This is a genomic window from Streptomyces sp. NPDC002144 (assembly GCF_053593695.1).
Genome location: NZ_JBSFDB010000105.1, coordinates 1 through 13,597, shown reverse-complemented (window position 1 = coordinate 13,597; position 13,597 = coordinate 1). Strand labels below are relative to the sequence as shown.

Annotated in this window: 12 protein-coding genes and 3 pseudogenes; 7 read left to right on the top strand and 8 right to left on the bottom strand. The window is 67.8% G+C overall.

The window, feature by feature from the left end:
- Window positions 1-116: 116 nt before the first annotated feature.
- Window positions 117-996, top strand: a pseudogene (locus tag ACWCQ1_RS50425) (nSTAND1 domain-containing NTPase); the annotation flags it as partial.
- Window positions 997-1,203: 207 nt separating this feature from the next.
- Here the strand turns inward: ACWCQ1_RS50425 and ACWCQ1_RS50420 are convergent.
- The 3 genes from ACWCQ1_RS50420 to ACWCQ1_RS50410 form a co-directional block, all read right to left on the bottom strand.
- Entirely contained in the window at window positions 1,204-1,779 is a 576-nt protein-coding gene (locus tag ACWCQ1_RS50420; protein WP_451029915.1) for an NAD(P)H-dependent oxidoreductase, read from the bottom strand.
- An 81-nt stretch (window positions 1,780-1,860) separates the two neighbouring features.
- The gene (locus tag ACWCQ1_RS50415; RefSeq protein ID WP_451029914.1) at window positions 1,861-2,754 is read right to left on the bottom strand and encodes an alpha/beta hydrolase; all 894 of its coding nucleotides are present in this window, start codon (window positions 2,752-2,754) and stop codon (window positions 1,861-1,863) included.
- Window positions 2,755-2,794: 40 nt separating this feature from the next.
- Window positions 2,795-4,015, bottom strand: coding sequence for an FAD-dependent oxidoreductase (locus tag ACWCQ1_RS50410; RefSeq protein ID WP_451029913.1), 1,221 nt, complete (start codon window positions 4,013-4,015; stop codon window positions 2,795-2,797).
- A gap of 201 nt (window positions 4,016-4,216) precedes the next feature.
- On the opposite strand from ACWCQ1_RS50410, the gene ACWCQ1_RS50405 reads away from it, so the two are divergent.
- The 4 genes and pseudogenes from ACWCQ1_RS50405 (at window position 4,217) to ACWCQ1_RS50390 (ending at window position 7,394) form a co-directional block, all read left to right on the top strand.
- A complete protein-coding gene (locus ACWCQ1_RS50405) occupies window positions 4,217-5,125 on the top strand; it encodes a LysR family transcriptional regulator (protein WP_451029912.1) in 909 nt (302 codons plus the stop codon).
- Window positions 5,126-5,200: 75 nt separating this feature from the next.
- Window positions 5,201-5,572, top strand: coding sequence for a DoxX family protein (locus tag ACWCQ1_RS50400; protein WP_133049217.1), 372 nt, complete (start codon window positions 5,201-5,203; stop codon window positions 5,570-5,572).
- Between the two features lie 364 nt (window positions 5,573-5,936).
- Window positions 5,937-6,074 (top strand): annotated as a pseudogene (locus ACWCQ1_RS50395) (ATP-binding cassette domain-containing protein); the annotation flags it as partial.
- Between the two features lie 84 nt (window positions 6,075-6,158).
- Window positions 6,159-7,394 carry a SpoIIE family protein phosphatase gene (locus ACWCQ1_RS50390; RefSeq protein WP_451029911.1) on the top strand — a complete coding sequence of 412 codons (1,236 nt, stop codon included), beginning with the start codon at window positions 6,159-6,161 and terminating at the stop codon, window positions 7,392-7,394.
- A gap of 317 nt (window positions 7,395-7,711) precedes the next feature.
- Here the strand turns inward: ACWCQ1_RS50390 and ACWCQ1_RS50385 are convergent, their stop codons facing one another.
- Both ACWCQ1_RS50385 and ACWCQ1_RS50380 read right to left on the bottom strand, forming a co-directional pair.
- The gene (locus ACWCQ1_RS50385) at window positions 7,712-7,957 is read right to left on the bottom strand and encodes a hypothetical protein (protein ID WP_451029910.1); all 246 of its coding nucleotides are present in this window, start codon (window positions 7,955-7,957) and stop codon (window positions 7,712-7,714) included.
- A gap of 186 nt (window positions 7,958-8,143) precedes the next feature.
- Window positions 8,144-8,521: a cupin domain-containing protein gene (locus ACWCQ1_RS50380; protein ID WP_133049215.1), complete on the bottom strand. Its 378-nt coding sequence runs from the start codon at window positions 8,519-8,521 to the stop codon at window positions 8,144-8,146.
- Window positions 8,522-9,615: 1,094 nt separating this feature from the next.
- Between ACWCQ1_RS50380 and ACWCQ1_RS50375 the strand changes: the two genes are divergently transcribed.
- Window positions 9,616-9,855, top strand: coding sequence for a hypothetical protein (locus tag ACWCQ1_RS50375; RefSeq protein WP_207930022.1), 240 nt, complete (start codon window positions 9,616-9,618; stop codon window positions 9,853-9,855).
- On the opposite strand, the gene ACWCQ1_RS50370 is transcribed toward ACWCQ1_RS50375, so the two are convergent.
- Window positions 9,835-10,527, bottom strand: coding sequence for a DUF6082 family protein (locus ACWCQ1_RS50370; RefSeq protein WP_451029909.1), 693 nt, complete (start codon window positions 10,525-10,527; stop codon window positions 9,835-9,837). The genes ACWCQ1_RS50375 and ACWCQ1_RS50370 overlap by 21 nt on opposite strands.
- A 285-nt stretch (window positions 10,528-10,812) precedes the next feature.
- A pseudogene (locus ACWCQ1_RS50365) lies at window positions 10,813-10,992 on the bottom strand (transcription termination factor Rho); the annotation flags it as partial.
- 130 nt (window positions 10,993-11,122) lie between these two features.
- Between ACWCQ1_RS50365 and ACWCQ1_RS50360 the strand changes: the two are divergent.
- Window positions 11,123-12,043: a zinc-binding dehydrogenase gene (locus ACWCQ1_RS50360; RefSeq protein WP_133049213.1), complete on the top strand. Its 921-nt coding sequence runs from the start codon at window positions 11,123-11,125 to the stop codon at window positions 12,041-12,043.
- Between the two features lie 125 nt (window positions 12,044-12,168).
- Here ACWCQ1_RS50360 and ACWCQ1_RS50355 read toward each other — a convergent pair whose 3' ends face one another.
- Complete coding sequence (locus ACWCQ1_RS50355) at window positions 12,169-13,434, bottom strand: WD40 repeat domain-containing protein (RefSeq protein ID WP_451029908.1); 1,266 nt, start codon at window positions 13,432-13,434, stop codon at window positions 12,169-12,171.
- Between the last annotated feature and the right edge of the window lie 163 nt (window positions 13,435-13,597).

Below are 13,597 nucleotides of genomic sequence, written 5' to 3'. Positions count from 1 at the left end.
GCGATCGTCCGCCAGTACATCGAGCAGCAAAAACGTCCGCTCTAACGTGCACGTCAGAGCAGCCTTGAGATCCATTCATCCCCGGCGTGAACGCCGGGGCCTTCTGCAAGAAACCCGGTAAGTCCTCACTCCTGCGCGCCGGACTCATCGCTCGCCTCCGCGACTCGGACCACGACGGTCCCCTGCCGGCCGCGCTACGGATCCTCGCTCCCGGCGATCAGCCTCTGCGTACGCACGCAGAGTATCTGACCCCGGCGGACGCCGACGGCGACACATGGTTGATCGTCGACCAGTTCGAAGAGCTCTTCACACTCTGCACCGACCGGCCGGAACGTGAGCAGTTCATCGACCGCCTGCTGGCCGCGACGGAACCGGGGAGCCGGTTGCGCGTGGTGATCGCCGTACGCGCCGACTTCCTCGGCCGCTGCGCCGAACACGCCTCGCTGCGGGCCGCGTTGCAGGATGCCACCGTGCTGGTGGGCCCGATGAGCCGCGACGAGGTGCGTGAGGCCGTCATCAAACCCGCGCAGACGGCGGGCGCCATCGCGGAGCGCGCGCTGACCGCGCGCATCCTGGACGAGAACGATGGCGAGCCCGGCGCACTGCCGCTGCTCTCCCACGCCCTGCTGGAGACCTGGCACAGGCGCAAAGGGCGCGCCCTCACCGAAGCCGCCTACGACGCGGCCGGCGGCATCCACGGCGCGATCGCGCGTACCGCCGAAGACGTCCACCCCGGCCCAGGCCTTCCTCGCCCGGCGCATTCTGCTGCGACTGATCACCCCCGGGGAAGGTGCTCCTGACACCCGTCGGCCCGCCCGGCGCGAAGAGTTCGATTTCGGCGACCCGGCCGACACCACGACCGTATTGGACCGTCTGGCCCGGGCCCGCCTGGTCACGCTGGACGAGGACAGGGTCGACATCGCCCACGAAGCCCTGATCGCCGCCTGGCCACGACTGAGGCAGTGGATTGACGACACCCGGGAGCGGCACGAAGCTGCTCAACTCTCTCTGAGACAGATCACTCAGTCGTCCAGCCGGTGCAACACCCCGACACCGCTGTCTCAACCGAGACGGCACAAGCTCTGAGACAGACCAACTGTTCCTAACGTCCGGGGTCTACCGAAGAGCGCAGTGTCGCCGGTGCGCGAGTACGCAGCTCTCGCCCCCTCCCGGGCCGCAGTGGTGACGGGATTCGCGCAGGCATCAACCGCATGCTGTGGAGTCCGGTGCTGGACGCGATGGCGCGGAACAACGCCGTGATCGCGGCGACGGCAGCCGCCACGGTGGGAAGGCCAGGGCGTGCAGAGTGGGCAGGGTCAGCGTGCGCCAGTGGGGTGACGGGCAGCCGCCTGCGGCGATGAAGCCGGCCACGCGCGGCTTGAGGACCCGCGGGTCGGGGGTCGTGTCGAGGCCCAGGAGGCTGTGCGTCTCCTTCTGCTCGGCCCGGCCGTGTTCGCGGTGGGCGAGGGCCGCACGGACGAGGACCACGTCCGTGCGGGGACCGAGGGCGCGGTCGATGAGGAGCTTCAACGCGCCCGGTGCGCTGCGGGTATAAGTGGGGGAGCTGAGGATCACGCCGTCCGCGTCGAGCAGCCGGTCGCAGAACCAGGCCGCGTCGTCCCCGGCGTCCGCGGTGGCGGCCAGGGGCAGGTCGGTCAGCCGTACCATCTCGACGGCTGTCCCCTCGCGCGCGGCCGCGGTGAGCGTGGCCTTCAGCAGTACCTCGGCACTGCCGTCCTCCTGCCCGCAGGCATGTCCGAGCAGGCGTATCAACGACACCTCTTTGTGTTCGGGATGGGGGGCGGTCCGCCGGGCCACGCGGGCTCCGGCGGACCGGACGGGAGCGGATGGTAGGGGCGGTCAGCCGCTCAGGGTGGCGGCCAGCCAGTGGGCGCTGCGGGTGATGATCTCGGGGAAGTGGTGCGAGAGGATCTCGTAGTGCTGGCCGGGGTATTCGATGACCTCCTTCGGATCGGGGATCCGCTCGTACATCTCGCGGGCGTCTTCGACGGGGGCGACGGTGTCCTTGGAGGCGAGGATCATCAGGACCGGGGCGGTGACGCGTTCGGCGTAGGCGCGCACCTCCATCTCGAAGATGCGGTCGAGGGTGGAGATGGTGATCTCGTTCCGGAAGCTGGGCAGCTGGTGGATCATGTTCTCGACGAATTCCAGACCCTCCTGGTCGCTGAACATGACCGGGTCCCCGGGTTCCGGGACGCCGTGCAGGCGGATGCTCGCGGCCGGTTTGCCGCGCAGCTGGGCCTGGCGGTCGGCGGGGATGAGCGCTTCCAGTTCCGTGAGTGTGTCGGCTGGTTGGAGTGTGCGTGCGCTCCAGCCGCTGACCGGGGGGATGATGCTGACGACGGCTTTGACCCGGCGGTCGGTGGCGGCCGTGAAGAGGGAGTTGGCGCCACCGATGCTGATGCCCCACAGGGCGATGCGGTCGGGGTCGATGTCGTCGCGCAGGGTCAGATGGGTGATGACGTCGCGCAGGTCCCGGCACTGCTGCCAGGGATCGAACTGCTGACGGGGTTCGCCGTCGCTGTAGCCGGTGTTGCGGTGGTCGTAGATCAGGCAGGCCAGGCCGGCGTCGGTGAAGCCCCGGGCCATGGCGAACATGGATTCCGCGGGACCGCCCAGGCCGCCTTGGAGGATGGCGACGGGCGGGCGTTCGGGGCCGTCGGCCGGGCGGAACAGTTTGCCTCGCAGGGTCAGTTCCGACACGCGGAACTCGATGTCTTCGGTGATGGTCATGGTGCTCCTCGTGGTGCGGCTCGTGTGGGGGAGGCGGCGATCAGGTGTGGCTGACGGGGAGGTCGTCGGGCAGGAAGTCGATGTCGGCGGCCCGCGGGTCGGCCGAGGCGCGCAGGATGGGGAAGACCTCGGCGCGCATTTCGGTCTCGTACTCGGCCACGGCCTCCGCCACGGGTGTGTCGCAGTGGGCGGCGCGCTCCAGGGCCCGGGCGAGAGCCGCGGCGTCGCGCAGTGCCGTGTTGGCGCCGGAGCCGAACGAGGGCGGCATGGCGTGGATCGCGTCACCGAGCAGGGTGACACGGCCGGCCGGCCAGGGGTCTGCCGGTTGTAGGTGCCGCGTGGACACCGGGAAGATCGTCGACGCGTCGACGTGCTCGACGAGATCGGCCAGGGCGGGATTCCAGCCCCGAACCGCGGTGCGCATCAGCGCGTGCAGGGTTTCGGGGGAGCTGTGCCACAGGTCGGGAGCCCCGGCGGCGACCGGGCTGCCGGGCGGAAGGCCGAGGTTGACCATGATGTAGGGGTCGACGGGATCTATGGGGGCGGCGGGCGCCAGTTCGGCCACCGCCTCGGCGACCGGCCTGCGAGGCCGGTAGACGCCGTAGGCGAACATCGCGCCGTTCGGTCCCGCGGCGACGGCGAAACCGTCGAACAGTGCCTCGGGCAGGCTCGCTGCCAGATCGTCGGTCAGCGGTGCGGTGGAGTACAGGCCGCGCATGCCGGTGTCCACGACCGCAACGTCGGGCAGCAACTGCCTGCGTACGACGGAGTTGATGCCGTCGGCGCCCACGAGTACGTCCCCGGTCTCGCTCGTGCCGTCGTCGAGCAGCACCCGCACCTTCTCGCCGTCCGTGTCGAAGCCGGTGACGGTGCTGTTGTAGCGGACGATGGTCTCCAGGCCCAGGCTCATGATCTGGCGCAGCGTGCGCCGGTTGACTGCTGTGTGGGGCCGCCGCGGGTCGTTGGGCGGGCCGATGTGGGGGCGGGCGCCGAGTTCGCTGGCGTGGTGGTCGAGCATGACCATGACCTCACGGCGCGGCGTCTCGCGCGAGGTCTGCATGTACAGCTCGAAGAGGTTGTCGGGCAGGCACTGCTGGAGTGCGCGGCCACCCGCGCCGTTCATGTGGAGGCGGTAGCCGGCCCGCCCGATGCCCGGCGTGCTCTCGTGGACGGTGCAGCTGATGCCCGCGCGGCGAAGACCCTGCGCCAGACAGAGTCCTCCGATGCCTCCGCCGGCGATCAGGACATGGAACGACGGCATTGTCGCCTCCTTGATGGGCTCGGAGCACCTGCATCGATCGGTGCAGGCCCGAGAAGCCGAACGTGTGGGGTGGTGGCGGTTCGTCTGACACGAGGTCCCGCCGAGCCGTGTCACCACTGTTGCGTCCACCCCGGGATCAGGGAAGCCGAAATCACCTATGCTCGACATAGACAGAGCTGATGATCATTCGAGGTGGGTGCCGTGACTCTGGACCTCAACCTGCTGCCGCCGCTGGACGCGCTCCTCCAGGAGCGCAGTGTGACGCGGGCCGCACAACGGCTCGGTCTGAGCCAGCCCTCGCTGAGCGCGGCCCTGGCCCGGCTGCGTCGGCACTACGGCGACGAACTCCTCGTCAGGGTGGGCAACAGCTACGAGCTGACCCCCCTGGCGGAAAGACTGGTGGAACACACCGAGCAGGCCCTGAGCTGGGCGGACCGGGTCCTGCAGACGCGCCCCGACTTCGCGCCCGCGCAGGCCCGGCACGAGTTCACCGTGATCATGGCCGACTGCCAACTGCCCACGTTCGGGCGGGCTTTGGCTGACCTGGTCCGCACCGCCGCGCCGAACGTGCGGTTGCGGTTCCAGCACAGCACCGAACGGGTCGTGCAGCAGGCGCTGGACAACCTGCGCACGGTGGACGTCCTTGTCCTGCCCCAGGGCATCCTGTCGAACATCCCCACCTTCGACCTGTACAAGGACCGTTGGGTGTGCGTGGTGTCCGCAGACCGCGCCCCGGCCGTCCTCGGGCGGGAGGAACTGGCGCAGCGCCCTTGGGTGTTGCCCTACCGTCACCCGTCTCCGGTCTTCTCCCCCCTGAACCGCCTGCACGCCGAGGGCATCGAACCGCACGCGGAGATCGTCACGGAGAACTTCCTGGCCATTCCCCACCTGGTCGCGGGGACCGACCGGATCGGCCTGATGCCCGAACGGGTCGCGATCCCGACCCTCTCCGGGCAACCGATCACCGTCGTTCAACCCGCTTTCGAGATCGGGCACTTGGTGGAGTCCCTGTGGTGGCATCCCCTCCATGAGCGGGAACCGGCCCACATGTGGCTGCGCCGCATGGCCGCTCAGGCCGGCCAGACCGTCGAGAGCGGCCCTATGGTTTAAATCTGTAACATCATGCTAGCCTCCGGACGTCCAAATTTGGATATCTCTTTCCCTCGCATGCCTCCGGAGTGCTCAGTGAACATCCTGTTGTGGGTTGTCCAGTCCCTTCTCGCCGCCGCCTTCCTCACCGTGGGCGCCATGAAGATCTTCCGGAACAGGACCGCACTCGCGGCCACCTTCGGATGGGTCGAGCAGTTCTCCGACCTGAGCGTGAAGGCGATCGGCGCCCTGGATGCCCTGGTGGGCTTCGGCCTGGTGCTCCCGGGCGCCACGGACATCGCCCCGACGCTGGTCCCCTGGGCGGCGCTTGGCGGGATAGCGCTCGCAGGCGGCGGTTCGGTGGTCCACCTGCGCCGGTCCGAGACCCAACTCGCCGCCGTGAACGTCGTCTACATAGCCCTGCTGGCCCTGATTGCCTGGGGCCGCTTCGGCCCGTACGCCTTCTGACGACCCGAGTCCGAGCCTGCCACCGTTCCACACGCTGACGCACCGACCTCAATCTCCGGACGCCGGGGTCAATGCCCTGTCTCACGACCGTGCGCCCACGGGGCGGCGTTTCCTGCGCCCCGTATCCAGTGGACGCAGCGGCGCATTTTGTCTACCGCTCGGCGACGGAAGCGGGCCTGTTCAGCGGGCTGGTCAGGCCAGGGAGGATGTCGCTCCAGTGGTACCGAGGTACCACTGGGATGCCGAAGTGTCCCCCCTGGTCCCAGGGATGCGGCCTGTTCCGTACCTAGCTTTGAGGCACGCGCTCCGGACCGGCCGGAGCGGCGGGAGCGGATCGGGATCAACCCATGATTGAGTACGAGAGTTGACCAAACGATATGGGGACAAGACCGCGGTGAACCGGCTGAGCTTCAGTGTGAAGCCAGGCCAGGTCAGCGGTTTCCTCGGTCTCAACGGAGCCGGCAAGTCCACCACGATGCGCGTGATCATCGGCCTGGACGCGCTGAAGGCGAACGAACGAGCCAAAGGCCTGAATCGCCCGTAGATTGGAAGTCCAGGAGTCGCGCTCGGCCGCGGGGAGCGCGTGATGACAGCGGACATCGATTTCACGGCGTTCTTCGACGCCACACCAAGCCCGTACCTGGTGCTCGATGCGGACCTGGTGATCCGCTACGTCAACCCGGCCTGCCTGCGGACTGCACGCCTGGCCGAGGACGAGCTGATCGGGAAGTACTTCTTCGACGCCCTGCCGGAAAATCCAGGCTTCCACGACGACGCGGAACAAAACCTGAAAGCCTCTCTGCACCGGCTTCTGGACACCGGGAAGCCGGAAACCGCGGTGCTCCAGCGGTACGACCTTCCCGCCCCCGATCAGCAGGACGGGTTCGAGGAACGATGGTGGTCCGTGATCCACACTCCCCTTTGCGGACCTGACGGCACGGTGAAGTGGATCATCCAACAGATAACGGACGTCACGGCCTTCGTCCACTCACCCCGGGCACGTCAGGACAGGAAGGAGTCGCCCGAACGAACGGAGGGCATGGCAGCCGACCTGTACGCGCGTGCCCGCGAGCTGCACCGGCTGAACCAGGAACTGCGCCAGGCCCACGCCCGCGAACAGCACCTCGCCATCACCCTGCAGGAAGCCATGCTCTCCGTCCCCGACCTGGACCGGCACACCAACATCGCCGTGCGCTACCTGCCCGCGACCGCGTCACTCAACGTGTGCGGCGACTGGTACGACGTCGTCGACCTGCCACCCGACCGCTACGCCGTGGCGGTCGGAGACGTCGTCGGCCACGGTGTGCACGCCGCAGCGACCATGGGCATGCTCCGCAGCGCCCTGAGCGCCGTCATCCGCGCCATCCCCAGCCCCGCCCAGGCCCTGGAAGTCCTCGGCCTCTACGCCCGGTCCGTGGACGGCGCCATGGCCGCCACCGCGGTCAAGGTGCTCATTGACACCCGCAGCAGACTGATCATCTACAGCAACGCCGGACACCCACCGCCGATCCTGCTCCACACCGACGGAACCTGCGACCTTCTGGACCAGGCCACCGACCCACCACTCGGCACGCGCGAGCACCACGTCCCCCGCCCCCAGGCCGGCCTCCCTTACCGGCCGGGAGACACCCTCGTGCTGTACACCGACGGCCTTATCGAACGCCGCGACGAGGACATCGACACCGGCCTCGAACGCCTGACCACATCCCTGGCCCAAGACCGAACCCTCGACCCTGACCAGCTGGCCGACGCACTGCTGACCCGGCTCGACGTCACCGGGGGCGTCTCCGACGACATCGCTCTCGTCATCATCCGCCTATAAACCCCCGCACCTTCTCGACAGCTCCCGGAGATACTCCAGCCCGGATCAGAAAGAGGCGCCTTTCAGCCATGCGTGCAGTATGCATGGAGCGCGACGCCGCCGTGGCCGTGGTCGTCCTCGCCAACCTTCCGCTCGATCCTTTCGGCGACGAGGTGTTCGCCGTGTGGGGGCACACGGCCGCCGAACCAGAGGCCCTGACCGATTGCCCGCCCAGGCCGCGCCCGGGCCGTCCTGCCGATGGGCCGGCTGCAACGCCCGGCGGAACGGGCTGGCCCCGCACGGGCGAACCAGCTCAATCTATGGGATTGGCAGAGGTGTCACGAGAGCAAGCGTGACGGCGCGCCTCGGGCCGGGCCTGCGCTCATGCCATGTGCTGCCTGATCGAGCGCCAGGTGAGGCGTGCACTGGGCCGCGAGCAGGCGATGATCGGCCTCTACCCGGACAATCGCCGGGTCCGGCCCACCGGCCGGATGCTCCTCTAGCACCTCGGCGAACTGACGCTGCGGATCGGTAACGTGACCGACCCGCCCACCGCCCAGATCACCCGTGGCGTTCAACTCCACATCCTCGAACTCCTCGGCATCGAAGTCACAAGAACCCGCTGGCCACAGACCTGAAACGGCAACCCGCGAAGTACGGGGCTAGGTGGGCCTAGGGCAGGGACCACGAGTGTCCGTACCCCGACAACTCCTCCCGCTTGATGGTCCAGGATTCGGCGTTCAACCGTGGTGGTCGCCCGCACCGATTTCTCAGCCGCCTTGCTGTTGGCTCATCCACTCCGCGATGGCTTGCTCAAGTTCGGCGAGCTGTTCGGTCGGGCTGAATTGCAAGAGTTCGGTGCCGGCATCGACGTAGGGCCGGTGACCAGGCGGGGTGTAGAACGCATCACCGGTTTCGTACACCTCCTCGTGGTCGTCGAAGACGAAGCGCACGTGTCCGGCAAAGACGTAGCCCCAGTGCGGGCAGGGGCACTGACTCCCAGGCAGGGCTTTGAGCGGGCCATCGAGGTCGGCGTCCGCGGAGAAAGATACGAACTCGACCGTGTAACCGTCCATGTCCTCGCGCCGGTCGGTCACCGGACCGAACTCCTGGACCCGGGATGCGGTGAGTTTGGAGATCTTGGGCATAGTTGAACGAGACCATAGATCGCGCGCCCCGACCCGCTGGAAGGCCCTCCAGGGTGAACCGGGCTCACAGCAGCGAAATCAGCCCCCCAGCGCCGGGGCGGGCAGGGAGACCAGGGCAAGCGCGGCGTAGGCGTAGGCGCCCACGGCGTGAGTGATGCAACGGCCAGGCGGTCGTTGAGTGCCGACGCGTGGTCTTGATGGCGGCAGTCAGGTTCCGCGGTGCCGGCACCGGCACCGATGGACGCACCCCCCCAAGAGGAACTACACCCAACGACGATGCCGTACGGCTCCGGCGGGAACGGGCGGACGTGGCATGGAACCGTCGCGGGAACACCGCAGAGCGCTGTCCGCTGCTTCCCGCACGGCCCAGGGCCACCACGGCGGGAGTCCTCCTGCTGTGCATGGCGATGCTCGCACCCGCCGCGATCATCCACGCCTCCTATGGAGCCGTCTCACCGGCTACCGCCCGCCCATCTGCCGACTGCACTCCCGCGAGGGTCGCGATCCCCTCACCACGGCAGGCGAAGATCCCACGACGGTGGGTTCTCGCACGGCCCGCCCGACCATGAGACCCGACCAGGCAAGTTTGCGCCGGGGTGTATCAGGGCCGGGCGCGCGCCTTCGTACACCCGTATGCAGTAAGGGACTTGAGGACTTGAAGCGAATCGGCGCGCGCGCGTCCGGAGAGGGCTATGCTCCGCTCATCTGGATTCCTCCGTGGATACCCCCGCCTTCAGGCGGGGGAGGAAACGGACTCCTGCGGAGCAGGGCAGGGAAAGCCGATGCGCCGCCAGGGCGGATCGGCGTTCATGGCCAACCACCCGCAGGAGAGTGGTAGTTTGTATGCCGTCCGGCTGGCGATAACCAAGCTGGCCGGGCCTACCGCCGGGCTGGCGGGATGTCAGGTCTGTGGAGCTGGCGTAAGACTGCTGGGCGTACCAACGTCCCTTGCCGTTAGTTCGGGGCAGCTGCTGTCGGAGAAGCAGAAAGCTCAACCCGCGAGGGAAGAATCTCCCGGCTTCAGCCGGGGGAGAAGTCAATGCTGGATGAGCCCCGCCGCAACGGCGGGGCTCATGGTGTGAGAAGGGCCCACCTTGAACGACGTGCACATCACGCGACGCATGGACTCGGAAGCGGGTTCGGGATACCAGTGCAACGCGAACGCCAATTGCCCTGGAGTTTTCTCGCTTTCCACGGGAGACGTTGCCTTCATCGGCCAGGACGTGACCGATGACCTTCGCCAGGAACTTCCGGCCGGCGCGGGTGTCGGGCCGGGAGAGCGTCTCGTCATTGTCCCGCGGGCCGTGCTCAACTCAGCCGGCTGGCAAGTCTGAGTCCAGCCTGATGCGCCGATCAAAGGCAAGGTCCGCGAGTTCGTAGAACTTGGGGAGGGTCCCGCCGTAGGGAGTGATCTGACTTCGCGCGGCCCTCGTTTGGCACCAGAATTCATGGATGATGGGGCTGCTGAAGAGATAACGCATCACTTCGAGCACCTCATCGTCCGTGATGGAATTGAGCGTGTGCGCCAGATACTGCCAGCTGATGATCAGGTTCGCGTACAGGTACTGGGCCCTGCGCTCGTCGGAGATCCCGGGTCCGTAACTGGGCCAGACCTCCGCCAGCGCGGGGTTCTCGATGGCCATGGTCATGAGAGCGATGAGCTGTCCGCGGAGCGTGGCCTCCGCTGAGCTGTGGTGCCTCCGGTTGTGCGCCTCTCTGGCGTCGGCGCGCTGGTTGCGCATGAATTCCTGCTGGTCGGACATTTCTGTCCGCCGCATGTGAAATTCCTCGATCTGCTGGCGGAACGTGCGTACCGCATAGAAGAGAACGAAGAACGAGGCGAAAGCGGCCGCCGCGCCGAACGCCTGGCCGGCGTTTCCGCTGCCGCTGGTCTGCAATGCCGGTATGCGAACCAGGAGCATGGTCAGCGCCACCGCGCCCAAGCAGGAAGCCAGGGCCACCGCTATGGCGATGAAGGCATGTCGCAGGCGTGGTCCATTGACCATCGTGCCTCCCCACCGAACAACGAAGTGAATCATTACTCCGCGGCAGGAAGGCGCCTCAGCGCTTGCGAGGAGGTCACGCCGTCCCCGTAGGCATTATCTCCATAATGAAAATTTCCGAAACGGTGGCCTGCCGGGGGCACCGGAAGCATATGGGGGCGCACACGTGATCCATTGGTACGGGGGTGCAGGGTTGAGGCGACTTGTGATGACAGCAGTCCCGCTTACCCCTTTGAGGTGAATTTACGGAGGGCTGGATCCGATTGTCTGCGGAGGCCCGAGCTCCGGTCACCGCTCCTGCCCACTCGGCAGCGTCGGCTGGATGCGGTGGAGGAACGTGGCGTTGTCCGGGGTCTGGCGCAGGCGGTCCAGGAGCGTCTCCGTGCCGGTCTGGCCGTCGTGGTTCTGCAGGACCCGGCGCTGGCCGCGGACGGCCGTCAACTCCTGCTGGGAGAGGAGGAGTTCCTTATTCCAGCAGCACTTGTCCTGCGAACCCGTCGCCCTTGTTCCACGGAGGAAGGAAGAACTCCGGATGGATCACGGTTGCGGGGGCGGTGGGCCAAACCAGGACGACCATACGACCAGGGAGGACAGTCCCATGCGTGCGTTGATCGTGGATCCCGAAGCGAGCGGACGGCTGCGGCTGGGCGAGGCCCCGGATCCCCGGACCGGCCCCGGCCAGGTCCTGGTGGAGGTCCGGCACACCTCGCTGAACGCGGCCGAACTGTGGTTCGCGCAGCAGGCGGCGCCCGGCGAGGTGATCGGGTTCGACGCGGCAGGCGTCGTGGTGCGCGCTGCGGCCGACGGCAGCGGGCCCGCCGTGGGCACGCGCGTCGTGGGCTTCGCCGAGGGCGGTGGTTTCGGTGCGCTGCGGGCTATGGACGCCGTCGACGTCGCCGTCGTGCCGGACGGCGTCGACTTCGGTGAGTCGGCCACCCTGCCGGTCGCGGCGGGCACCGCGCTGCGCGCCCTGGAACAGGCCGGGCCGCTGCTCGGGCGCCGAGTGCTGGTAACCGGCGCGACCGGTGGTGTGGGCGGGTTCGCGGTGCAGCTCGCGGCGCTCGGCGGGGCGTACGTGATCGGGGTGGCCGGGTCCGAGGACGGACGGCGGTGGGTCGCACAGCTCGGCGCCGACGAGGCGGTGGGCGCGGTGGACCGGGTGACGGAACCCGTCGACGTGGTGATCGACACCGTGGGCGGGGAGCAGTTCGTTGCCGCCTACGGTTTGCTGGCGCCCGGCGGCAGTCTGCAGAGCGTCGGCTGGGCGGCCGGGCGTGAGGCCGCGCTGCCGGTCGGGTCCACCTTGGGCAGCAAGCAGCCCAAGGCGATCGTGTCCGTCTACAACGGCGGTGGACTCACCGACCGGCAGGCCCAGTTGGGGCGACTGCTCGCCCTGGTCGCCGCCGGGAAACTGAGGGTCCCGGTGGGCTGGCGCGGACCGTGGGACAAGATCGGCGACGCGGTGCAGGCGCTCGCGGACCGGAGCCTGCGCGGCAAGGCCGTCCTCGACGTGGACTGAGCCCGCCGCATACCAGCCATAAGGGAGTTGATATCCATCACACAGGATCATGATCACGGATGGCTACGCAACGTAACCACTGGCTACGGGCCAGAGCCTGATTCATGACACTCCCTTCGAGGGACTCAGCATGGCGGTCGGTAGGGGAGGCCTCCTATGTACTGTCGCCACAAGGCGCGGGTGAGGGTGTGTCGGGTGATGGAGCAGATGCGTCGGGCGGCGTGTTGAGGGTCGAAGTCCCAGAGTCGCACGGTGCCGTCCAGGCCGGCCGTGGCGAGGAGGTTGGGTTGGCCTTGCGTGATCGCCAGTGAGGTGATGCTGTCGGTGTGGCCGGTCAGAGGGTTTCCCAGCGGCTTTGGGTGAGTGGGTGTGGTGGTGTCCCAGAGCCGGACGGCGCCGTCCTCGCTGCCGATGGTCAGGGTGTGGCCGTCTGCGTCAAATGCTGCTGTGGTTAGGCGAATTCCGTGGGTGGTGAAGGTGGCCAGGGGTGTTGGGTGGGCGGGATGGCTGGTGTTCCACAGTTGGATGGTCCCTGAGGTGGAGGCGGTGGCCAGCAAATGGCCGCGGCGGGTGAAAGTGGCGACCATGCCTTTGAGGGGGCGGCCGAGGCGTTTCGGGGTGGCGGGGGTGGAGGTGTCCCACAGCCAGGCGCGCTCGCCTGTGTCGCCACTTGCCGTGACGGCGAGCATGTGTCCGGTGGGGCTGAATACCAGGTGGTAGTCGCTGTAGTCGTCTGAGGCGGCGAGGTTGTGGGGGAGGCGTTTGGGGTGGGAGGCGTCGGAGATGTCCCACAGCCATACGCGGGTGTCTGAGCCGTCTTCCTCCGTCGCCAGAGTGCGTCCGTCGGGGCTGAAGGCCATTGATCCGACGGTGTAGTCGTCCGGAGTGGTGAGGGCGTGTCCGAGGGGGGTGGGGTGAGCCGGGTCGGTGGTGTCCCATAGCCGGAGGGTTCCGTCGGCTGCGTTGGCGGGGTCGTGCGCGGCGATGGCCAGGATGTGGTGGCGGGGCGCGAACCCGGCGACTGTGCCGCGAAGGCGGCGGCCGACGGGGGTGGGGCTGGTGGGGTCGGTGGTGTCCCACAGTTGCACTGTCCCCCCGGTACAGGATGTGGCCAGTGTCTGTGCGTCGGGGCTGAACGCCGCCGAGGAGACCTCGAAGCAGTCTGTCAGTACGGTCGGGGGGAGGCGCCAGATACGAAGGGTGCTGCCCGTGGTCATCAGGTGCCGGCCGTCGGAGCTGAAGAGCAGGGAGACTCCGGCGTCCGAGTGATGACCCAGTGGCTTGCCGAGAGGAAAGAGGCCGCTGGTGTCAGCCAGGCCGGTGAGGTTCCACAGTTGGGCTCCGCTGCTGCCCGCTACTGCCACGATGTGCCCGTCAGGACTGAACGCCACAGCGTTGACTTCAACGTCGTCCCCCACACTCAGGGCCTTGTCGACAAGAGTGGGATGGCGTGGGTTCTTGAGAAGCCGTATCTCAACCGAACATCATCGCTTGATTTCTGCTGGTCTGGCATGGTCTAGCTCGGAATGAGGGAGGCATGCGGCGTCTTGTTTC